This window comes from Citrobacter sp. Cm046 (assembly GCF_030333065.1).
In the GTDB taxonomy this organism is placed as follows: domain Bacteria; phylum Pseudomonadota; class Gammaproteobacteria; order Enterobacterales; family Enterobacteriaceae; genus Citrobacter; species Citrobacter murliniae.
The window spans coordinates 87905-108500 of the sequence record NZ_JAOWGP010000040.1 but is presented as its reverse complement, the minus strand read 5'-3'; the positions used below and the strand labels follow the sequence as shown (position 1 = coordinate 108500).

General features: G+C 52.2%; 21 protein-coding genes. 10 read left to right on the top strand and 11 right to left on the bottom strand.

The window, feature by feature from the left end; genetic code table 11:
* Nucleotides 1-2: 2 nt before the first annotated feature.
* The 5 genes from OGX98_RS12570 to OGX98_RS12550 are packed head-to-tail and all read right to left on the bottom strand — an operon-like array spanning nucleotide 3 to nucleotide 3057.
* Nucleotides 3-662 (bottom strand): ABC transporter ATP-binding protein, encoded by a 660-nt coding sequence (locus OGX98_RS12570; protein ID WP_286595354.1) that lies wholly within the window; start codon nucleotides 660-662, stop codon nucleotides 3-5.
* Nucleotides 656-1333, bottom strand: coding sequence for an ABC transporter ATP-binding protein (locus OGX98_RS12565; RefSeq protein ID WP_286595353.1), 678 nt, complete (start codon nucleotides 1331-1333; stop codon nucleotides 656-658). The genes OGX98_RS12570 and OGX98_RS12565 overlap by 7 nt, the downstream gene beginning before the upstream one ends.
* Nucleotides 1321-2028, bottom strand: a complete 708-nt coding sequence (locus OGX98_RS12560; protein WP_045447346.1) for an energy-coupling factor transporter transmembrane component T — start codon at nucleotides 2026-2028, stop codon at nucleotides 1321-1323. Before OGX98_RS12560 ends, OGX98_RS12565 begins: the two co-directional genes overlap by 13 nt.
* Nucleotides 2029-2607: an ECF transporter S component gene (locus OGX98_RS12555; protein WP_045447343.1), complete on the bottom strand. Its 579-nt coding sequence runs from the start codon at nucleotides 2605-2607 to the stop codon at nucleotides 2029-2031.
* Nucleotides 2608-2631: 24 nt separating this feature from the next.
* A complete protein-coding gene (locus OGX98_RS12550) occupies nucleotides 2632-3057 on the bottom strand; it encodes a PPC domain-containing DNA-binding protein (protein WP_286595352.1) in 426 nt (141 codons plus the stop codon).
* A gap of 374 nt (nucleotides 3058-3431) precedes the next feature.
* On the opposite strand from OGX98_RS12550, the gene epd reads away from it, so the two are divergent.
* The 7 genes from epd (at nucleotide 3432) to srsR (ending at nucleotide 10664) form a co-directional block, all read left to right on the top strand.
* Nucleotides 3432-4451, top strand: coding sequence for an erythrose-4-phosphate dehydrogenase (gene epd, locus OGX98_RS12545; RefSeq protein WP_045447338.1), 1020 nt, complete (start codon nucleotides 3432-3434; stop codon nucleotides 4449-4451).
* A 48-nt stretch (nucleotides 4452-4499) separates the two neighbouring features.
* Complete coding sequence (gene pgk / locus OGX98_RS12540) at nucleotides 4500-5663, top strand: phosphoglycerate kinase (RefSeq protein ID WP_045447335.1); 1164 nt, start codon at nucleotides 4500-4502, stop codon at nucleotides 5661-5663.
* A gap of 90 nt (nucleotides 5664-5753) precedes the next feature.
* On the top strand, nucleotides 5754-6833 hold the full coding sequence (gene fbaA, locus OGX98_RS12535; protein ID WP_003027029.1) for a class II fructose-bisphosphate aldolase: 1080 nt from the start codon (nucleotides 5754-5756) through the stop codon (nucleotides 6831-6833).
* Nucleotides 6834-7021: 188 nt separating this feature from the next.
* Nucleotides 7022-7882: a small-conductance mechanosensitive channel MscS gene (locus tag OGX98_RS12530; RefSeq protein WP_200041824.1), complete on the top strand. Its 861-nt coding sequence runs from the start codon at nucleotides 7022-7024 to the stop codon at nucleotides 7880-7882.
* A 141-nt stretch (nucleotides 7883-8023) separates the two neighbouring features.
* A complete protein-coding gene (argO, locus tag OGX98_RS12525) occupies nucleotides 8024-8659 on the top strand; it encodes an arginine exporter ArgO (RefSeq protein WP_045449774.1) in 636 nt (211 codons plus the stop codon).
* Nucleotides 8660-8899: 240 nt separating this feature from the next.
* The gene (locus OGX98_RS12520) at nucleotides 8900-9646 is read left to right on the top strand and encodes an oxidative stress defense protein (protein WP_045447329.1); all 747 of its coding nucleotides are present in this window, start codon (nucleotides 8900-8902) and stop codon (nucleotides 9644-9646) included.
* Between the two features lie 121 nt (nucleotides 9647-9767).
* Nucleotides 9768-10664 (top strand): LysR family transcriptional regulator SrsR, encoded by an 897-nt coding sequence (srsR, locus tag OGX98_RS12515; protein WP_045447326.1) that lies wholly within the window; start codon nucleotides 9768-9770, stop codon nucleotides 10662-10664.
* Here srsR and scpC read toward each other — a convergent pair.
* From scpC to argP, 5 genes are all read right to left on the bottom strand, one after another.
* A complete protein-coding gene (scpC, locus tag OGX98_RS12510; protein ID WP_286595351.1) occupies nucleotides 10661-12127 on the bottom strand; it encodes a succinyl-CoA:acetate CoA-transferase ScpC in 1467 nt (488 codons plus the stop codon). The two genes, srsR and scpC, sit on opposite strands and share 4 nt — an antisense overlap.
* 24 nt (nucleotides 12128-12151) lie before the next feature.
* Nucleotides 12152-12937, bottom strand: a complete 786-nt coding sequence (scpB, locus tag OGX98_RS12505; protein WP_045447321.1) for a methylmalonyl-CoA decarboxylase — start codon at nucleotides 12935-12937, stop codon at nucleotides 12152-12154.
* A 10-nt stretch (nucleotides 12938-12947) separates the two neighbouring features.
* Nucleotides 12948-13943: a methylmalonyl Co-A mutase-associated GTPase MeaB gene (gene meaB / locus OGX98_RS12500; RefSeq protein WP_286595350.1), complete on the bottom strand. Its 996-nt coding sequence runs from the start codon at nucleotides 13941-13943 to the stop codon at nucleotides 12948-12950.
* Entirely contained in the window at nucleotides 13936-16080 is a 2145-nt protein-coding gene (scpA, locus tag OGX98_RS12495) for a methylmalonyl-CoA mutase (protein WP_048220589.1), read from the bottom strand. Before scpA ends, meaB begins: the two co-directional genes overlap by 8 nt.
* A gap of 212 nt (nucleotides 16081-16292) precedes the next feature.
* Nucleotides 16293-17186 (bottom strand): DNA-binding transcriptional regulator ArgP, encoded by an 894-nt coding sequence (gene argP, locus OGX98_RS12490; RefSeq protein ID WP_003825477.1) that lies wholly within the window; start codon nucleotides 17184-17186, stop codon nucleotides 16293-16295.
* A 159-nt stretch (nucleotides 17187-17345) separates the two neighbouring features.
* On the opposite strand from argP, the gene rpiA reads away from it, so the two are divergent.
* From rpiA to OGX98_RS12475, 3 genes are all read left to right on the top strand, one after another.
* On the top strand, nucleotides 17346-18005 hold the full coding sequence (rpiA, locus tag OGX98_RS12485) for a ribose-5-phosphate isomerase RpiA (RefSeq protein WP_136345248.1): 660 nt from the start codon (nucleotides 17346-17348) through the stop codon (nucleotides 18003-18005).
* 270 nt (nucleotides 18006-18275) lie between these two features.
* Complete coding sequence (serA, locus tag OGX98_RS12480) at nucleotides 18276-19508, top strand: phosphoglycerate dehydrogenase (RefSeq protein ID WP_045447305.1); 1233 nt, start codon at nucleotides 18276-18278, stop codon at nucleotides 19506-19508.
* A gap of 312 nt (nucleotides 19509-19820) precedes the next feature.
* A complete protein-coding gene (locus OGX98_RS12475; protein ID WP_136345268.1) occupies nucleotides 19821-19880 on the top strand; it encodes a type I toxin-antitoxin system Ibs family toxin in 60 nt (19 codons plus the stop codon).
* 101 nt (nucleotides 19881-19981) lie between these two features.
* Here OGX98_RS12475 and OGX98_RS12470 read toward each other — a convergent pair whose 3' ends face one another.
* Complete coding sequence (locus OGX98_RS12470) at nucleotides 19982-20578, bottom strand: 5-formyltetrahydrofolate cyclo-ligase (RefSeq protein WP_045447302.1); 597 nt, start codon at nucleotides 20576-20578, stop codon at nucleotides 19982-19984.
* Nucleotides 20579-20596: the final 18 nt, after the last annotated feature.

Sequence of the window (20596 nt, the reverse complement as noted above, 5' to 3'; positions counted from 1 at the left end):
CATCAGGGCAGTTCCGTGATTAATTGACCGGATTCAAGACGCACTACGCTGGCAAAATGGCGCTGTGTGAAAGCAGCGTCATGACTGATTGCGACAACGCTGGTTCCCCTCTTGCGGCATACTGAAAGCCAGTTTTCAAATATGCTCAGCCAGTGCGAATCAAAATCCCGGCTGGGTTCATCAAGCAGCAAAATTGCGGGGGCGAGGGCTTCCAGGCTGGCGACGGCGACCATACGTCGCTGCGCTGTGTGCAAATCCAGTGGATGTGCGTCGGCGACGTCCTCTAACCCGCATAATTGCAGTGCTGCTGTGGTGCGTTGCGCAATCTCCGTTGCAGGGCGCTTCTGTAACCGTAAGCCAAAGGCCACTTCTTCAGCTACCTTGCTGTGAAAAATTTGATTTTCTGCTTCCTGAAACAGTACCCCGAGAATTTTGGCTCGTTCACGGTTTTTTAGTTGCGCAATGGGCATGTTCTGCAGGGTAATCTCACCCGATGAGGGAGGCAAAAGCCCTGCCATTACACGCAGCAGCGTGGATTTGCCTGCACCATTATCGCCAGTTAGCGCCAGCCATTCACCTTCTCTAAGCACTAACGAAACATCGCGCAAACAGTCTTCATTAGCGTTTGGCCAGCGATAGGTGACCTGATTCAGCGTTAACATAAGGGGAATAAAGCTCCGTTGCGCAATTGCCAGGCCCGCTGGCACTGGCTCAGAAAAGGGGAGTGATTACGCTCGAAAAGTACGACCAATGAATGTTGTATCTGTGCCCATTGTTGCAAGCGCTCCAACAGCATGTCGGTGGCCTGTGACGTCAGACGACTGAAAGCCTCATCCAGTATTAATATCTTAGGTTGCATCGCGAGGGCGCTGGCAATGACAACCCGTTGAGTTTCGCCGCCTGAAAGCGTAGCTGGATGGCGATGACGCAGTGATTGACATTCAGTCAGCGTAAGTGCCTTGTCAATTCGGCGCATTATCTCCGCTTCGTCCAGGCTGAGGTTTTCCGGGCCGAATGCCACCTCCTCCTCTACGCTAAAAGTACACCCGGAAAGCTGTAAATAAGGCGATTGCTGCACAAGCTGGATGGTGCAGGATTGCTCCACGAGCGACACCTCCCCGACGGGATTACCCAGCAGTGTACCTTTGCCCTCAATTTCTCCGGGAAGAAAATCCGGGTACCAGCCCGCCATCAGCTGTGCCAGCGTACTTTTACCGCTGCCGTTATCCCCAAAAATCGCGATCATGCCAGGCGCTGAGTAGTGAAACTCAAAGCAGGCTGGCGGACGCGTGGCGTGTGTTGGGATATAGCGAAACTGCTCTAGCGTAACCATATCCACACTCCTGCTTCTGTCAGCATGGCGAACACCATGGTGTACCGGGCGATGCACTGTAATGTACTGTCTTCTGGTGCCCAAAGCGTGGTTCGTCTGCGGTGCAGGCGAAATGCCCGCATGTCCAGCGCTGCGCCGCGTACAACCAGATCGTTTAGCGCATTATGTGTTAACGGCACAATAAGTGCAGGTATGGCACGCAAGCGCTGATACCAGCGCTCATCCAGCGGTACGCCGCGAGCACGTTGAGCCTCATGAATGATCGCCAACTGCCGTTTGAGCTGCTCGACGACCAGTAGCGGACCTGCGAACAGATAGGCGACGCCGGGGGGCAGGCGGGAGGCGAACAGGGCGCGAATAAACCGCGATACCGGTACGTACTGCATCCACATCTGTGACGTTGATACAATCGCCAGGATCCGTAGCCACAGCGTGACGGCTCCGGCCCAGCGTTCTGGCGTGCGTGGTTGACCGCTGATCCACTCCGTCAACCATCCTCCGTGTACCAGCCACAGCCCAAACCCTAAGGGGAGCATCAGCCAGACCACATATTTCGCCCGGGGGCGCGTTGCTTTTATGCTCAGCAAACAGAGAAACATCGCCAGGCTGTAAACGGTAAGCGGTATTCCTGCCGGTAGCAGTAACGTCGAGCAGGCGGCAAACGCCCATAAGGTCAACGAGGTAAACGGATGCATTTAACGCACTGCAGACATCGTTGGAAAATGACGCGTTGTGCGCAACGGAAGCTGACGCAACAGTATCCAGACGATCACCGCCGTCAGAATTTTATCGACCAGATTCGCACCGATGACGGTGATGGCAACGGACTCCACCAGGTTCTGACCGACGGAATGCATCCAGGCGACAAATAAATCGGCACCGCTGCCGGTGACACCACCAAAAAGAGTGGTGCGGATAGGTACGGCGACGATTGTGACGGCCAGGGTAATAATCACGCCACTGACCACCACTTTCGGTAAGGTACGAAACCATCCTGCCCGCGCCAGCCATCCGGCAACCAGTCCGATAACCATTGCCACGGGAGCAAAGGCTGCGGCGATAGGATCGGTCAATAACCCCCAGAGCAGATTGGTAAGTAATCCTGTCAGCATCCCTACAATCGGGCCTAACAGCACCGCGCTGATTAAGGTGCCAATGGAGTCGAGAAAAATAGGCAGTTTCAACATACTGATGAGCTGTCCACCGACCATATTGATCGCTATAGCAATGACAATCAGTACCAGTGACTGGCTGGAAAATTGGCGACGCGCCATAAAAGACCTCTTTAAAGTGAAGCGTTAGCGGGATGAGATAACCAGTTCGTCATAGCCGGAAACAACGCAGGGCTGACGGCTAAAAGCCAGACTTGTCAGCTCGCCAATAACCAGTTCCAACGTGGTACGCACGGTGCAGCCAGCCATCATATGGCCTCCCAGCATCGCGCCTTGTGGGTCGGATACCGAGAGATGAAGGTGCTCTCCGGTGAGCTCAAGCGTACCGTTCAGGGAGATGACTTCCCATATTCCGGTCACTAATGTAGTTTCTTCGCGCCCTGCATAGCGTAAGGCTATGTTGGTCAGACTCCCGGTACAACCGGCTATCCAGGCAGCCTGGAGCTGATGCTGTTGTACAAAAGCGTGCAGTTGGGCAAAAACTTCCTGACCGGGTAATAAACGCAACGCGTGGAAGCGAGCTTCAGATGAGTGGGGGTAAAATGTGGCCATAGATTGGGGACTCCGAGACTCGGACGTAGCGCTGATAATATAGACGCAGGTAAGGGAGCTTTCTGATATAAATCAGGATTTGTGATACGGCAACGAAATTATCTTGCTACGCTTATTCACAATTCTGGGATATGGAATAAATTTAGCGATGAAGGGCTTTAAAATGTGACGTAAGTCAGATAACTGCGTTCTGTTGCTGGACAATCATTCCTTTTATTCCTTGTTTCGCTTATTCTAGCTGAAGCGTTTCAGTCGATTAAATGTTCGACAATTAATCAATCAGTCGCAGTTTGCGACAGGTAAGGTTTTCCTGAGCGGTTTGCTGCATTACTCTGTCAGCCACATCGTTTCTGAGAAATCCTTGCAGGAGACCTATGACCGTACGCGTAGCGATTAATGGTTTCGGTCGCATCGGACGTAACGTGGTTCGTGCTTTGTACGAATCCGGGCGTCGGGCGGAAATCACCGTGGTGGCAATCAACGAACTGGCGGATGCCGCTGGCATGGCGCATTTGTTGAAATATGACACCAGCCATGGACGTTTTGCCTGGGATGTTCGCCAGGAGCGTGACCAGCTCATTGTTGGCGACGACGCGATTCGCATCCTGCATGAGCGAACACTCGATGCGCTTCCATGGCGCGAACTGGGTGTTGACGTTGTGCTGGACTGTACGGGGGTCTTCGGTAGCCGCGAACACGGCGAGGCGCATATCGCCGCTGGCGCCAAAAAAGTGCTCTTTTCACATCCAGGTAGTCACGACATCGATGCAACCGTTGTGTTTGGCGTTAATCAGGAACAGCTGCGCGCTGAACACCGGATCGTTTCCAACGCCTCCTGCACCACGAATTGCATAATTCCCGTCATTAAATTGCTGGATGATGCTTACGGCATTGAGTCTGGTACTGTCACGACGATCCACTCTGCGATGCACGATCAACAGGTTATCGATGCCTACCATCCTGACCTGCGCCGCACGAGAGCAGCCAGCCAGTCGATTATTCCGGTCGATACCAAACTGGCAGCGGGTATCACGCGAATTTTCCCGCAATTTAACGATCGTTTTGAGGCGATTGCGGTACGTGTACCGACCATAAATGTGACGGCGATCGACTTAAGCGTGACGGTGAAAAAACCTGTAAAAGCCAGTGAAGTCAACCAGTTGCTGCAAAAAGCAGCACAAGGTGCATTTCATGGTATAGTTGACTATACGGAATTACCGTTGGTCTCTGTAGATTTTAACCACGACCCGCACAGCGCCATCGTTGATGGTACTCAAACGCGCGTAAGTGGCGCTCACCTGATCAAAACATTGGTCTGGTGCGATAATGAATGGGGCTTTGCTAATCGTATGCTCGACACAACGTTAGCTATGGCTGCTATTGGTTTCAGGTAAGGCGCGTGAGCGCTTGCAAAACTTTAAGAATCAACGAGAGGATTCACCATGTCTGTAATTAAGATGACCGATCTGGATCTTGCTGGTAAACGTGTTTTTATCCGTGCGGATCTGAACGTACCAGTTAAAGAAGGGAAAGTAACCAGCGATGCGCGTATCCGTGCTTCCCTGCCGACCATCGAACTGGCCCTGAAGCAGGGTGCAAAAGTGATGGTAACTTCCCACCTGGGTCGTCCTACCGAAGGCGAGTACAACGAAGAATTCTCTCTTCTGCCGGTTGTTAACTACCTGAAAGACAAACTGTCTAACCCGGTTCGCCTGGTGAAAGATTACCTGGACGGCGTTGATGTTGCTGCCGGTGAGCTGGTGGTTCTGGAAAACGTTCGCTTTAACAAAGGCGAGAAGAAAGATGACGAAGCACTGTCCAAAAAATACGCTGCACTGTGTGACGTATTCGTAATGGATGCTTTCGGTACTGCTCACCGTGCTCAGGCTTCTACTCATGGTATCGCGAAATTCGCTGACGTAGCATGTGCTGGCCCGCTGCTGGCTGCTGAGCTTGATGCGCTGGGTAAAGCTCTGAAAGAACCTGCTCGTCCGATGGTTGCCATCGTCGGTGGTTCTAAAGTTTCTACCAAACTGACCGTTCTGGATTCCCTGTCTAAAATCGCTGACCAACTGATCGTGGGTGGTGGTATCGCCAACACCTTCGTTGCCGCGCAGGGTCACAGCGTGGGTAAATCCCTGTACGAAGCAGACCTGGTTGATGAAGCTAAACGCCTGCTGACTATCTGTGATATTCCGGTTCCGGCTGACGTTCGTGTTGCGACCGAGTTTTCTGAAACCGCACCTGCTACGCTGAAATCCGTTAACGACGTGAAAGAAGACGAGCAGATCCTGGATATCGGTGACGCATCTGCACAGCAACTGGCTGAAATCCTGAAGAATGCAAAAACCATTCTGTGGAACGGTCCGGTAGGTGTGTTCGAATTCCCGAATTTCCGCAAAGGGACTGAAATTGTGGCTAACGCCATCGCAGACAGCGAAGCGTTCTCTATCGCAGGCGGCGGCGATACTCTGGCAGCTATCGACCTGTTCGGCATCGCTGACAAAATCTCCTACATCTCCACTGGTGGCGGCGCATTCCTCGAATTCGTGGAAGGTAAAGTACTGCCAGCAGTAGCAATGCTCGAAGAGCGTGCTAAAAAGTAAGACACTAATGGGCAGGGATAACCTGCCCAATTTTTAGCGCGCTTTTAGAGCGCGCCCCCTTTCCAAGGCCGAAGATACAGGACTCGCAACATGTCTAAAATTTTTGATTTCGTAAAACCGGGCGTAATCACTGGTGATGACGTACAGAAAGTTTTCCAGGTAGCAAAAGAAAACAACTTTGCTCTGCCAGCCGTTAACTGCGTAGGTACCGACTCCATCAACGCCGTTCTGGAAACCGCTGCAAAAGTTAAAGCGCCGGTAATCGTACAGTTCTCCAACGGTGGTGCTTCTTTCATCGCCGGTAAAGGTGTGAAGTCTGACGTTCCTCAGGGTGCTGCAATCCTGGGTGCTATCTCTGGCGCACATCACGTTCACCAGATGGCTGAACACTACGGTGTTCCGGTTATCCTGCACACTGACCACTGCGCGAAGAAACTGCTGCCGTGGATCGACGGTCTGCTGGACGCGGGTGAAAAACACTTTGCTGCAACCGGTAAACCACTGTTCTCTTCTCACATGATCGACCTGTCTGAAGAGTCTCTGGAAGAGAACATCGAAATCTGCTCCAAATACCTGGCGCGTATGTCCAAAATGGGCATGACCCTGGAAATCGAACTGGGTTGCACCGGTGGTGAAGAAGACGGCGTGGACAACAGCCACATGGACGCTTCTGCACTGTATACCCAGCCGGAAGACGTTGATTACGCGTACACCGAGCTGAGCAAAATCAGCCCGCGTTTCACCATCGCGGCTTCTTTCGGTAACGTACATGGCGTGTACAAGCCGGGTAACGTGGTTCTGACCCCGACTATCCTGCGCGACTCTCAGGACTATGTTTCTAAGAAACATAACCTGCCGCACAACAGCCTGAACTTCGTATTCCACGGTGGTTCCGGTTCGACTGCTCAGGAAATCAAAGACTCCGTAAGCTACGGCGTAGTGAAAATGAACATCGATACCGATACCCAGTGGGCTACCTGGGAAGGTGTTCTGAACTACTACAAAGCGAACGAAGCTTACCTGCAGGGCCAGCTGGGCAACCCGAAAGGCGAAGATCAGCCGAACAAAAAATACTACGATCCGCGCGTATGGCTGCGTGCTGGTCAGGCAACGATGATCACCCGTCTGGAACAGGCTTTCAAAGAACTGAACGCGGTTGACGTTCTGTAATTGACCCCTGCTCAACGTGACATGAGGCCCGCAAACGCGGGCCTTTTTTATGATTACAATATGCTGACGACAAAAATTTTGTGATCAATTTGGCAACAATGACGTTTTTTGTTTAACCTTGTCTGATTGCCAGCTCCTGTGGGGCGGCTTTAGTTCTCCCAATTGGGTAAGCATAAAAGGAATATTGAATGGAAGATTTGAATGTTGTCGACAGCATAAATGGTGCGGGCACCTGGCTGGTACGTAACCAGGCTCTGCTGCTGAGTTATGCCGTTAACATCGTTGCGGCTATCGCTATTATCATCATCGGGATGATTGTGGCGCGTGTTGTCTCTAACACCATTAACCGTGTGATGGTTGCGCGTCAAATTGATGCGACCGTTGCTGACTTCCTCTCTGCACTGGTGCGCTACGGTATTATTGCATTCACGCTGATCGCCGCTCTGGGGCGCGTTGGAGTGCAAACGGCCTCGGTGATTGCTGTTCTCGGTGCCGCGGGTTTAGCCGTAGGTCTGGCCTTGCAAGGTTCACTGTCTAACCTTGCCGCTGGTGTGTTGTTGGTGATGTTCCGTCCTTTTCGCGCTGGTGAGTATGTTGATCTCGGCGGTGTCGCCGGAACCGTGCTCAACGTGCAGATTTTCTCAACCACCATGCGTACCTTAGACGGCAAGATTGTTGTTATTCCGAACGGTAAGATTATCGCCGGGAATATCATTAACTTCTCACGTGAACCGGTTCGCCGTAACGAATTTATCATTGGCGTGGCGTATGACTCTGATATTGATCAGGTGAAAAAAATCCTTACCGATATCATCCAGTCTGACGATCGTATCCTGAAAGATCGCGAAATGACGGTGCGCCTGAATGAACTGGGTGCGTCCTCCATTAACTTTGTGGTGCGTGTCTGGAGCAATAGCAGCGATCTGCAAAGCGTCTACTGGGATGTGCTGGAGCGCATCAAGCGCGAATTTGATGCCAATGGTATCAGTTTCCCGTATCCGCAGATGGACGTGAATTTCAAGCGTGTTAAAGAGAACGCAGCAGAGTAATCAGTACAAGGCCGGTTTGCCGGCCTTTCTTTAAATTATCGTTATTAGCTGCTCTTATCACCAATTAAAATTATCAATTTCCGCTAATGATATTCCCGCGCTATAGTCTGCTTCTAAGAGAAACAGTTCGGGATGATTAACGTGTTATCGTATTATTTTCAAGGGCTTGTGCTTGGCGCAGCCATGATACTTCCGCTTGGCCCACAAAACGCATTCGTAATGAATCAGGGCATTCGCCGCCAGTATCACATCATGATTGCCTTACTCTGCGCCATCAGCGATTTAGTGTTGATCTGCGCAGGAATTTTTGGCGGTAGTGCATTGCTGATGCAGTCGCCATGGCTGATGGCTCTGGTGACCTGGGGGGGCGTGGCGTTCTTACTCTGGTACGGTTTCGGGGCGTTAAAAACAGCAATGAGCAGCAATCTGGAACTGGCCAGTGCTGAGGTAATGAAGCAAGGGCGCTGGAAGATTATCGCCACCATGCTGGCAGTAACCTGGCTCAACCCTCACGTCTATCTGGACACCTTTGTGGTGTTGGGAAGTCTGGGCGGTCAACTGGACGTTGAGCCTAAGCGTTGGTTTGCGCTGGGAACCGTTAGCGCATCGTTCCTGTGGTTCTTCGGACTGGCGCTGCTGGCAGCCTGGCTGGCGCCGCGACTGCGCACGGCTAAAGCTCAGCGTATCATTAATACGCTGGTGGGATTAGTGATGTGGTTTATCGCTTTTCAACTGGCGAAAGAGGGTGTTGGGCATGTTCACGCCCTGTTCAACTAAAAGTCTGGCCCATTAGGTTATTCTATTTGCCATTTTGACCATGGGCAGTGATCAACATCCTCACTTACTATGTATAAGCTCCTGTTTTTCCGCGTTGTCTGTGCCCAGACTGGCTGTAACAAGGACACCTGATGGGCCAGACTCTAAGTGTTGTCTGATGGACAACAGGCTGAGATCCGCTAAGCTTGCCTGCATGTGCCCTGAGTTTCGGGGTAATTAATGTAACATGGAGGAACGAGAGTGAAGTTCAAAGTGATGGCCCTGGCGGCATTAGTCGGATTCAGTGCACTATCGGTACAGGCAAATGAATTGCCGAACGGACCGCACATCGTGACTTCAGGAACGGCAAGCGTAGATGCAACGCCTGATATCGCAACTCTGGCGATCGAAGTCAACGTGGCAGCGAAGGACGCTGCATCAGCAAAGAAACAGGCCGACGATCGTGTGGCGCAATATCTTTCCTTCCTTGAGCAGAATCAGATAGCGAAGAAGGACATCAGCTCAGCAAACCTGCGTACACAACCAGACTACGATTACCAGAACGGTAAAAGCGTACTCAAAGGCTATCGCGCGGTGCGTACCGTTGAAGTCACACTGCGTCAGTTGGATAAACTTAACGCACTGCTGGATGGCGCGTTGAAAGCAGGTCTGAATGAGATCCGTTCGGTATCGCTGGGCGTTGCCCAACCGGATGCCTACAAAGACAAAGCGCGTAAAGCGGCTATTGATGATGCTGTTCATCAGGCACAGGAGCTGGCTGCCGGCTTCAACAGCAAGCTGGGCCCGGTTTATAGCGTGCGTTACCATGTCTCTAACTATCAACCGAGCCCAATGGTACGGATGATGAAAGCTGACGCGGCACCTGCGCCATCAGCTCAGGAAACCTACGAACAACCGGTCATTCAGTTTGACGATCAGGTGGATGTGGTCTTTCAGATAGAGCCTGCAGCGAGCCAGCCAACGGCAACACCAACAAAGACGCAATAACCATTTCAGGCCCGGCTAATCAGCCGGGCTTTTTCTGTGAACAACTGTAAAAGTGAGACCGCGTCGCGAGTCTTTTATTTGTCTGCATGAGGATATGCCATAGTGATTTTATGAGGTGACTATGGATATTTTTATCTCGAAAAAGATGCGGAATTTTATTCTGTTGGCGCAAACCAATAACATCGCCAGAGCAGCAGAAAAAATACACATGACCGCATCGCCCTTTGGTAAAAGCATTGCCGCACTGGAAGAGCAAATCGGCTATACGTTGTTTACCCGGAAAGATAACAACATCAGTCTGAACAAAGCGGGGCAGGAGCTGTATCAGAAACTGTTTCCCGTCTATCAACGTCTATCTGCTATTGATAATGAAATTAATAATTCCTCTCGTCGCTCGCGAGATGTCGTCATCGGCATCGACAATACCTATCCCACCATTATTTTTGACCAACTGATTAGTCTTGGCGACAAGTACGATGGCGTGACCGCTCAGGCTGTTGAGTTCAGTGAGAATGGGGTAATTGATAATCTGTTCGACAGGCAACTGGACTTTATTATTTCACCTCAGCACGTTTCACCTCGTGTGCAAGGACTGGAAAATATGACGGTCAGCGAGTTGCCACCGCTGCGTCTGGGGTTTCTGGTTTCCCGACGTTATGAAGAAAAACAGCCGCAGGATCTGCTGCGCGAGTTACCCTGGCTGCAAATGCGCTTTCAGAATCGGGCTAACTTTGAGGCGATGATCGATGCATATATGCGCCCGTGTGGGATCCACCCGACAATCATCTACCGTCCATACAGCTTTATGGCCAAGATAAGCGCAGTCGAGCGCGGGCAGTTTCTGACAGTGATTCCCCATTTTGCCTGGCGACTGGTGAATCCGGCGACGCTGAAATATTTCGATGCGCCCGGTAGTCCAATGTACATGCAGGAATTTCTCTATTCGCTGAAAAATCATCGCTATACCGCCACAATGCTACAGCACATTGTTGAAGATCGTGACGGCATGGCAAATTAACCCAGCATTGAGCCACTCTCTATTAAGTTGCGGTGCAGATCAAACGCATGACTGAGATCGTGATGGATATGCCCACCAGGCGCTTTCTCCAGATACTGGTGCAGGTAGTCCCGATAAAGGGGATGCGCGCAGTTTTCGATAATGGTGTGCGCCCGTTGCAACGGTGATAACCCGCGCAGATCGGCGATTCCTTGCTCGGTAACGATCACTTTTACGCTATGTTCACTGTGATCAACGTGACTGCACATGGGGACGATTGTCGAAATTTTTCCGCCTTTGGCAATGGACGGAGCCATGAAGATAGACAGATAGGCATTGCGTTCGAAATCACCGCTGCCGCCAATGCCGTTCATCAGGTTCACTCCTGCGACGTGCGTGGAGTTGGCATGACCGTAGATATCAAACTCCAGCCCGACGTTTAGCGCGATCACCCCAAGTCTACGGATGATCTCAGGGTTATTGGAGATCTCCTGCGGACGAAGCACAATCCGGTTGCTGAAGAAATCCATGTTGTCGTAGATCTTCTCCAGTGAATTTGCGGAAACCGTCAGGCTTGAGGCACTGGCGCCAGTGATTTTTCCCGTTTCCAGCAGATGTACAACGGACTCCTGCAACACCTCTGAGTACATCATAAAAGGCGGGATATCCGGGTTCTCACCAAGTCGTGCCATCACCGCGTTGTTAATATTGCCGACGCCGCTTTGTAACGGCAGGAACTCAGGCGGGATACGTTTGTGCGCCATTTCTGTCAGCAGAAAGGCCACTACATTATCAGCAATTTGCTGGCAGACTGGGTTGGTTTTATCCGATGCATTTCCGGCATCGGGAAGCTCAGTATCTACCACGGCGACAACCTTCTTCGGGTCAATCTGAACGCACTGGCTGCCTACGCGATCCATAGTATGAAAGATGGGAACGCTGTTACGGCGCGGCGGAGCGCCCGGAATAACAATGTCGGCCAACTCTGAGACGCGTGGATTATGATAGTGATTCAACTCAATAATCACTTTTTTTGCTCGCAGCAGCCAGGTTGGCGCATTGCCAATTCCGCTGGAAAGCCAAATCCGACCATCCGGTGCGATAGCGGAGGCTTCAATGACGGCAACATCGATATCGCCAAAAAAGCCGTAATTTACCATCTGAGCGACTTCACTCAGATGGAGATCGACAAATTTCACCTGACCCTGATTAATTTTCTGACGCAGGCCGGAAGAGGTTTGATAAGGGGCGCGCCAGGAAACAGCATCAGCCTCTGATAGCGCATCGTCAGCGGCCGCGCTAATGGACGCCCCGGTCAGCAGGCGGATCTGAAAGGACTGTCCGTCCTGATGCAGCTCGCTGGCACGTCGGGCAATCGCAGCAGGTAACGCTTTTGGTGAACCTGCTGGCGTAAAGCCGCTGAACGCGACCATATCATCGTGCTGGATAATCTCTGCCGCTTTTTCGGCACTCATCCGTTTCATGGCGATCTCCTTTCCCCCGTGTGATTAATGACCTACAAAGTTAGGTTTGCGTTTTTCCATAAACGCATTCATCCCTTCCTGATAGTCCTCGCTGTCATAAACTGCGCGGCGCATGCCCTGGATCCGCTCAAATTCATCTGAATTCATGGTGTGCGCCTCGCCCAGCACGCGTAGCTCTTCTTTGATAACGGCTATTGCCAGTGGCGCCTTTTCCGAGATGTGGTGTGCCATTTGTAGAGTGAAATCTTCCAGTTCATCAGTAGGGACCACATGGTTAAGGATCCCGACCGCCATTGCGCGTTGCGCCGTAATAGGGGAGGCGGTAAAAATCAGCTCTTTGACGATATGGAATCCCGCATCGCGGGTCAGGTTGTGAATACCCACCAGGTTATACGGTACGCCGAGGTTGACCGGCGTCATCGAGAAGGTGGAGGTTTCGGCGGCGATGATCAGATCGGAACTCATGATCATCTCAAACGCACCGCCCCAGACGCTGCCCTCGACCATGGAGATCACGGGTTTTGGGTATTTTTGGATCATGCGGGTGATCTGGCGCAGTGGATCGTCATAAGAGAGCGGATCGCGACGTCCGGCGGGGAGTTCATGAATGTCATGCCCGGCAGAGAACACTTTTGCCCCGCTCGGCGCGCGCAGGATAATACAGCGAATTTCCGGGCGGTTGAGGTCGCTCAGCGCCTGCATCAGATCATCGATAAACACTTTACTCAGGGCATTGAGCTTGCGGGCATAATTGAATTCGATGACCGCGACTTTCTGGATGATGACAACGTTGACGTATTGATAAGACATAATGTTCTCTTTATTCAAAGTAATGATGCTGGATAAATTCGCTGATATGCCGCAGGCCGGTGCGCGGCGAAAGATCATGGTTTTTGACCGACTGTAGCGTTTGCTGGAAGTAACGGTCGAAATCAGCGCGCGCAAACAGCAGGTGAAGCGCCTCTTCTTCGGCCTGTTTTTGTAACCAGTCCACAGACTGCTGTTGGCGAACTTTTTCCAGTCGGCCGCTGGCGGTAAGAGATGTTTTGAAGTCGGTTATCGCCTGCCAGATTTCCTCAATGCCTCGTTTTTCCAGTGCGCTACAGGCCAGAGCCTGCGGTTGCCACTCGTCGTACTTACGGCGCAGAATATGCAGGGCAGATTCATACATATGGCGGGCGATGGCGACGCTGGCCCGGTTTTCACCGTCGTCCTTATTGATGACAATCAGGTCTGCCATCTCCATGATGCCTTTTTTGATCCCCTGCAGATCGTCCCCGCCACCGGCGATTTGTAGCGAGATAAAGCAATCGACCATGCGGGCCACTTCAGTTTCGGACTGTCCAACACCAACGGTTTCAACAATTACCACGTTGAAGCCCGCCGCTTCGCACAACAGCATTAACTCACGTGCGCGTTGGCTGGTCCCCCCCAGATGGCCACTGGAGGGGACCGGGCGAATAAACGCTGCCTCTGCGCGTGCCAGTTCCGTCATCCGGGTCTTATCGCCAAGAATGCTGCCGCCGCTGACCGGACTGCTGGGATCGACGGCAATCACCGCCACCCGCAGTCCCTGGCGGATCAGCAACATGCCGAACGCTTCCAAAAAGGTACTTTTGCCCGCGCCAGGAGTGCCGGTAATTCCCAGACGCAGGGCGTTACCAGTGAATGGCATAATGGCGTCCAGCAATTGCGTGCTTAGCGCCTGGTGTCGCGGATGGTGGCTCTCCACCAGCGTCATGGCCTGAGCGAGTGTGGCGCGATCGCCCATACGCAAGCGCTGGATGGTGTCTTCAAGCGTGGTGGTGTTAATCATGATGTTGACTGATACGGGTTAATACATCGCGGACGCTGTCGAGCATTGGTGTGCCGGGGCCATATATGGCCGCCACGCCGCGCTCTTGCAGGAAAGCGTAATCCTGCGGCGGGATAACACCTCCAGCCACCACGCAGATATCTTCTCGTCCCCAGCCTTTGAGTGCGGTGACCAGTTCCGGGATCAAGGTTTTATGACCCGCCGCCAGTGAAGATGCGCCGATCACATGCACATCATTTTCGATCGCCAGACGGGCTATTTCTTCCGGGGTGGAGAACATTGGACTGAGATCGACATCGAAACCGAGATCGGAATAGGCGCTGGCGATCACTTTCGCGCCGCGATCGTGGCCGTCCTGCCCCATTTTGGCGATCAGAATGCGTGGGCGACGACCATTGTCTGCCAGGAACTGTTCGGTTTGCGCAAGGATGGCATCAAATTCGCAGGCGGATTTATCGGACTGGTGGTAACTTTGCGCAATCACGCCAGTGACGCACTGGCTTGGCACCAGATAACGGTCAAAGGCGGCTTCCAGTGCGTCGGAGATTTCCCCGAGCGTGGCGCGAACGCGGGCAGCGCAGACTGCAGCGGCAAGCAAGTTTTCATTATGCTGCGCGGCGTGGGTGAGCGCGTTTAGCGCCGCTTTGACTGCGGCATCATCGCGGGTGGCACGGATGTGCTCCAGAGACGCGATCTGTTCGTTGCGCACTTTGACGTTGTCAATTTCCAGTACCGACGTTTCATCCTCTTTATCCAGTTTGTACTTGTTAACCCCAACAATGACGCGCTTGCCCTGGTCGATCAGCGACTGCTCACGGGCAGAGGCTTCTTCGATCATGCGTTTCGGCAATCCGGCTTCGATCGCTTTCGCCATCCCGCCCGCCTTATCAATCTGTTGAATGATCGCGCGCGCCTGTTTGACGATTTGATCGGTTAACGACTCGACGTAATACGATCCGGCCAGCGGATCAACGGTACGGCAGATTTCCGACTCCTCCTGAATAATGATCTGCGTATTACGTGCAATACGTGCGGAGAAATCAGTAGGCAGACCGAGCGCTTCATCAAAGGCGTTGGTGTGTAAAGACTGTGTGCCGCCAAGTGTGGCGCCGAGCGCTTCAATAGTGGTGCGGACTACGTTGTTATAAGGATCCTGTTCGGTCAGGCTCCAGCCGGAAGTCTGGCAGTGGGTGCGCAGGGCTAATGATTTCGGGTTTGTCGCGCCAAAACCGCTGACTGCCTCGCTCCACAGATAGCGCGCGGCGCGTAGCATGGCGACGTTCATAAACAGATCCATGCCGATGCCGAAGAAGAATGACAAACGTGGGGCGAAATCGTCGATTTTTAACCCGGCAGAGAGTGCGGCTTTGATGTATTCAATGCCATCAGCCAGCGTAAACGCCACCTGCTGAACGCAGTTGGCTCCGGCTTCGCCCATGTGGTAACCACTGATGCTGATGGTATTAAAACGCGGCATGTTGCCTGAGCACCAGGCGATGATGTCGGCGATAATGCGCATTGAAGGTTTCGGTGGGTAAATATAGGTGTTACGGCACAGGTACTCTTTCAGAATGTCATTCTGGATGGTACCGGTGAGTAGCTCCGGTGATACACCTTGCTCCTCTGCGGCCACAATATAAAACGCCAGCACTGGCAGCACCGCGCCGTTCATGGTCATCGACACTGACATCTTATCGAGCGGGATCTGGTCGAACAGGACTTTCATGTCTTCTACGGTATCGATAGCTACGCCTGCCTTCCCAACGTCGCCTGCTACACGTGGATTGTCTGAGTCATAGCCCCGGTGGGTGGCAAGGTCAAAGGCGACGGAAAGCCCTTTTTGACCCGCGGCGAGGTTACGGCGGTAAAAAGCGTTGGACTCTTTAGCGGTGGAGAAACCGGCGTACTGCCGAATGGTCCACGGTTGCGCGGTATACATGGTTGCTCTCGGGCCACGTACGTAAGGCGGCAGGCCGGGGAGTGTGCCTGTTACTTCCAGATTATCGAGGTCAGCCTCAGTGTACAGCGGCTTGATGGCAATCCCTTCCGCCGTTTGTCGTTCCAGCGATTCGACGGTTTTGTCCCGTCGGCTGAGTTCTTTGTTGGCGAGTGTTTGCCACTCCTGTACGTTTGCCATTTTTTGCTCCGTATTACGCAATTAGTTGAATCTTTGCGAATACGGTGAGCTTTTTCATTGGGCTTGTCGCCAGCAAAAAATAGCCAACAGGGCGTCGTTTTTTGCCGCGTGGTGTGTTTTATTTTGTGATGAATTTCAAAGAAATGACGGAGATAATATGAGAGGTGTTAAGCCGGATAAACGAAGCGTCATCCGGCAATGAAATGAAAGGGTTAATCCTGGCGCAGCACGTTGTGCCCGTATGCCAGCAGTGCGTCAGTGACGTTGCGCATCATGCGGCTTTCCGGTGCAAAGCGGTGCCAGTACAGCATCCTGCGCTGGAATAAGCCCGGCGTTAAGTCGATAAGCTCACCGCTTTCCAGTTCTTTTTCTATCTGTAAGTGCGGGATCATGCAGCAGGTGGTGCCCTGGCGCGCTAATTGTACGAAGGCTTCGGACGAGTTAACGATATGGCATGGAACGCTGCCAGGCGGAAGATCGAAGTTTTGTTGCAGGAAGGCCTGGTGCATATCGTCAAGGTGGTCAAACGCCACCGCCGGCGCCTTCAGCAGGGCTGAGCGGGTGACGCCATTAGGAAAATAACGCTCGGCGAAAGGCTTTGATCCCACAAACAGGTAGTCAAGCGCGCCTAGCTTATCCACCAGACAGCTTGGCAGCGCCTGATGTTGAATACTCACCGCACCGACCACTTCACCGCGACGAAGGCGTTCCTGGGTGCGCGTTTCATCTTCAACCTGTAAATTCAGGCGAATCGGTGAGTTTGCCAGCACTGGTGCCAGCGCCGGGAGTAACCATGTCGCCAGGCTGTCGGCGTTCACCGCCAGAGAGAGCAACAGCGGGGTAGAGCCGGTTTGTTCATCGCCGAGCCACTCGTCTTCCAGCAGCTCAACCTGGCGCAGAAGCGCCAGCAGCTTTTGTCCCTGTTCAGTAGGACGAGGCGGTACGGTGCGCACCAGCAATGGTTGTCCGAACATATTCTCAAGCTGTTTTATGCGTTGTGAAACCGCGGATTGCGTGATGCACAGCTTTTGCGCAGCGCGCTCAAATCCTCGTTCACGAATAACCGCATCCAGTGCTTGTAGTGTTCTGTAGTCCGGACGTTTCATTGCTCTGACGTACTCCTGAAATTTTTGCGTGTTCTGCACTATGACACAATTTTTGGTTGGGTAAAGACGAAATCCGCCGCCTGCGAGCGGGTGTGGGGACATTTTTCTGCGCAATGTTCTATAATGCGCGTGAATTTTCACACCACAGGCGAAACGATCATGACGCAGGATGAACTGAAAAAAGCAGTAGGATGGGCGGCACTTCAGTATGTACAGCCCGGCACCATTGTGGGCGTAGGTACAGGTTCAACAGCCGCACACTTTATTGATGCGCTGGGCACAATGAAAGGCCAGATTGAAGGCGCGGTGTCCAGTTCGGACGCATCGACTGAAAAACTCAAAAGCCTCGGCATCCACGTGTTCGATCTTAACGAAGTGGATAGCCTCGGCGTATATGTTGATGGTGCTGATGAAATTAACGGCCACATGCAGATGATTAAAGGTGGCGGTGCGGCGTTAACCCGTGAAAAAATTATTGCTTCAGTGGCGAAGAAATTTATCTGCATCGCTGATGCGTCTAAAGAAGTCGATATTCTCGGTAACTTTCCGCTGCCGGTAGAAGTTATCCCGATGGCGCGTAGCGCGGTTGCTCGCCAGTTAGTGAAACTGGGTGGGCGTCCTGAATACCGCCAGGGCGTGGTGACGGACAATGGCAACGTGATCCTCGACGTGCACGGCCTGGAGATCCTCGACGCCGTTGCTATGGAAAACGCTATTAATGCGATTCCAGGAGTTGTGACCGTAGGTTTGTTTGCCAATCGTGGCGCCGATGTGGCGCTGATTGGCACGGCTGATGGCGTGAAAACTATCGTAAAATGATCTGACGGGAGAGTCTTCTACCGTTAAAAAAATTTTGGCAGGGCAAATTTGGTGACATCTGTCACGTTTTCAATCTTGTCCTGCCGATCCCTCCAAAGAAAAAGTTATCACCAGTATTTTACTCTGACATTTCCCACTGAATGACACTTCTTCAGAACGACGACGCAAACGTTCATATTGCCGCAATATTATTTTTTGATATGTTGAAGAGGAGGATGAAAATCCCACACACAACACATCAGTTTGAACAAAAAAGACAGGGTCGGGTAAATGGGAAAGGTATCGCTGGAGAAAGACAAGATTAAATTTCTGCTGGTTGAAGGCGTGCATCAAAAAGCACTGGAAAGCCTTCGTGCGGCAGGTTACACCAACATCGAGTTTCATAAAGGCGCGTTGGACACAGAACAACTGAAAGAGTCCATCCGTGATGCCCACTTCATTGGCCTGCGATCCCGTACCCATCTGACTGAAGATGTTATTGAAGCCGCAGAGAAACTGGTTGCGATTGGCTGCTTCTGTATCGGTACCAATCAGGTTGACCTGAGCGCAGCGGCAAAACGCGGGATCCCTGTGTTTAACGCACCATTCTCTAACACGCGTTCTGTTGCCGAACTGGTTATTGGCGAGCTGTTGCTGCTGCTTCGCGGCGTTCCGGAGGCCAATGCTAAAGCGCACCGCGGCGTCTGGAATAAACTGGCTACCGGCTCTTTTGAGGCGCGTGGTAAAAAACTGGGCATTATCGGTTACGGCCACATTGGTACCCAGTTGGGCATTCTGGCGGAGTCGCTGGGGATGCATGTCTATTTCTATGATATCGAAAATAAACTACCTCTTGGTAACGCTACACAGGTACAGCATCTTTCCGATCTGCTGAATATGAGCGATGTGGTGAGTCTTCACGTACCGGAAAATGCATCAACGAAAAATTTGATGGGCGCAAAAGAGATTGCACTGATGAAACCGGGGGCGCTGTTGATCAACGCTGCTCGCGGAACGGTGGTCGATATTCCAGCGCTATGCGATGCGTTAGCAACTAAACATCTGGCAGGGGCAGCAATCGACGTATTCCCAACAGAGCCGGCGACCAACAGCGATCCATTCACCTCTCCGCTGTGCGATTTTGATAACGTGATCCTGACGCCGCACATTGGTGGGTCAACGCTGGAAGCGCAGGAAAACATCGGTCTGGAAGTGGCAGGTAAGCTTACGAAGTATTCCGACAACGGCTCTACGCTGTCTGCTGTCAACTTCCCGGAAGTTTCGCTGCCGCTGCATGGTGGTCGTCGCCTGATGCACATTCACGAAAATCGTCCGGGCGTATTGACCGCGCTGAACCAAATCTTCGCTGAGCAGGGCGTTAACATTGCCGCGCAGTATCTGCAAACCTCCGCGCAGGTGGGGTATGTGGTTATTGATATCGAGGCGGATGAAGATGTGGCGGAGAAAGCGCTGCTGGCGATGAAAGCCATTCCAGGAACAATTCGCGCGCGCATGCTGTACTAATTATGCTTTTGACAAGCAGGCTGCGGCCTGCTTGTTGTTTGCCGCTGCTTGGTCAAAAAGGGGCAATCGCTGCATTTTAGCTTTGACATCACTTCTCCCATCGTCTCTTCCCTGACAACCCCTTTTCTCAATACTGTTAACTTTTCTACCGCTTACATCATTCACAAGAGCGTTTGCGAAGCTTGCCGCAGAAGGAGAGTAAAGGCTGTATAGCGCATTGTGTCAATACAGTGACAATTTACGATAGAGGGGCAGCATGGGGCTGAAACGGTAAAAGCCCTCACCGAAGGGAGGGCTTAAAGGAGAAGGGTTATGATGAAGTCAGTCATCATACTGATTGTACTGTTACTCGTAAGTTTCGCAGCTTATTAACAGTCAGTCACAGGGGAGGAGTAATCCTCCCTTACCCTTACTCACTAAACTAGGTTAAAGAATCAGCAAAGTCAATCCAGGTAATTTGGTTTTTGTCACCCTTACCATTCCCACACTTTTGACGGCGTCACCACCGCAGGCAGTGGGATATCCCACTCTTCGACCGGTAGTTTTTCGACTAACTGGCAATCATGTGCATAGCCCACGGGCTGGATCTTATATTGCTGCCAGTTTTGTAATGTGCGGTCGTAAAAACCTCCGCCCATTCCCAGACGCTGTCCGTCTTCATCAAATGCGACTAGCGGTGTGATAAGTACATCCAGTTTCGACAGCGGCAATACGTCGCGTACATCCAGTTTAGGTTCCTGGATTTTTAACCGGTTTGTCACCAGGTCGCTGTGCGGATGATAGTGCAGAAACAGTAAGTTACCGGGGCTGAACGGATGCAGAACCGGAAGGTAGACACGCTTGCCAGCCCGCCAGAGCTGTTCGATCAGCGGTTGGGTATCAAGTTCACCATCAAAGGAGAGAAAAACCGCTACGGTGTGTGCCAGTACAACAGGGGGATAGCTCAGCATTCTGGTCGCAGCCTGCTGACCGAACTGGATTTGTTGTTCAGAAGTAAGCGAACGGCGACGCTGACGGATCAGTTGACGAATTTCTTGCCGGGATAATGGAAGTTCAGGAAGTAGTGTCATGGCTGTAGCCAGGTAGAA

Excerpts from the sequence above, each read along its gene's own strand:
- fbaA (WP_003027029.1), top strand. The coding sequence starts at position 5,754 with ATGTCTAAAATTTTTGATTTCGTAAAACCGGGCGTAATCACTGGTGAT.
- scpA (WP_048220589.1), bottom strand. The coding sequence starts at position 16,080 with ATGGCAAACGTACAGGAGTGGCAAACACTCGCCAACAAAGAACTCAGC.
- epd (WP_045447338.1), top strand. The coding sequence starts at position 3,432 with ATGACCGTACGCGTAGCGATTAATGGTTTCGGTCGCATCGGACGTAAC.
- rpiA (WP_136345248.1), top strand. The coding sequence starts at position 17,346 with ATGACGCAGGATGAACTGAAAAAAGCAGTAGGATGGGCGGCACTTCAG.
- OGX98_RS12530 (WP_200041824.1), top strand. The coding sequence starts at position 7,022 with ATGGAAGATTTGAATGTTGTCGACAGCATAAATGGTGCGGGCACCTGG.
- meaB (WP_286595350.1), bottom strand. The coding sequence starts at position 13,943 with ATGATTAACACCACCACGCTTGAAGACACCATCCAGCGCTTGCGTATG.
- OGX98_RS12555 (WP_045447343.1), bottom strand. The coding sequence starts at position 2,607 with ATGGCGCGTCGCCAATTTTCCAGCCAGTCACTGGTACTGATTGTCATT.
- scpC (WP_286595351.1), bottom strand. The coding sequence starts at position 12,127 with ATGAAACGGATGAGTGCCGAAAAAGCGGCAGAGATTATCCAGCACGAT.
- OGX98_RS12565 (WP_286595353.1), bottom strand. The coding sequence starts at position 1,333 with ATGGTTACGCTAGAGCAGTTTCGCTATATCCCAACACACGCCACGCGT.
- srsR (WP_045447326.1), top strand. The coding sequence starts at position 9,768 with ATGGATATTTTTATCTCGAAAAAGATGCGGAATTTTATTCTGTTGGCG.
- scpB (WP_045447321.1), bottom strand. The coding sequence starts at position 12,937 with ATGTCTTATCAATACGTCAACGTTGTCATCATCCAGAAAGTCGCGGTC.
- OGX98_RS12470 (WP_045447302.1), bottom strand. The coding sequence starts at position 20,578 with ATGACACTACTTCCTGAACTTCCATTATCCCGGCAAGAAATTCGTCAA.
- OGX98_RS12570 (WP_286595354.1), bottom strand. The coding sequence starts at position 662 with ATGTTAACGCTGAATCAGGTCACCTATCGCTGGCCAAACGCTAATGAA.
- argP (WP_003825477.1), bottom strand. The coding sequence starts at position 17,186 with ATGAAACGTCCGGACTACAGAACACTACAAGCACTGGATGCGGTTATT.
- serA (WP_045447305.1), top strand. The coding sequence starts at position 18,276 with ATGGGAAAGGTATCGCTGGAGAAAGACAAGATTAAATTTCTGCTGGTT.
- OGX98_RS12550 (WP_286595352.1), bottom strand. The coding sequence starts at position 3,057 with ATGGCCACATTTTACCCCCACTCATCTGAAGCTCGCTTCCACGCGTTG.
- pgk (WP_045447335.1), top strand. The coding sequence starts at position 4,500 with ATGTCTGTAATTAAGATGACCGATCTGGATCTTGCTGGTAAACGTGTT.
- OGX98_RS12560 (WP_045447346.1), bottom strand. The coding sequence starts at position 2,028 with ATGCATCCGTTTACCTCGTTGACCTTATGGGCGTTTGCCGCCTGCTCG.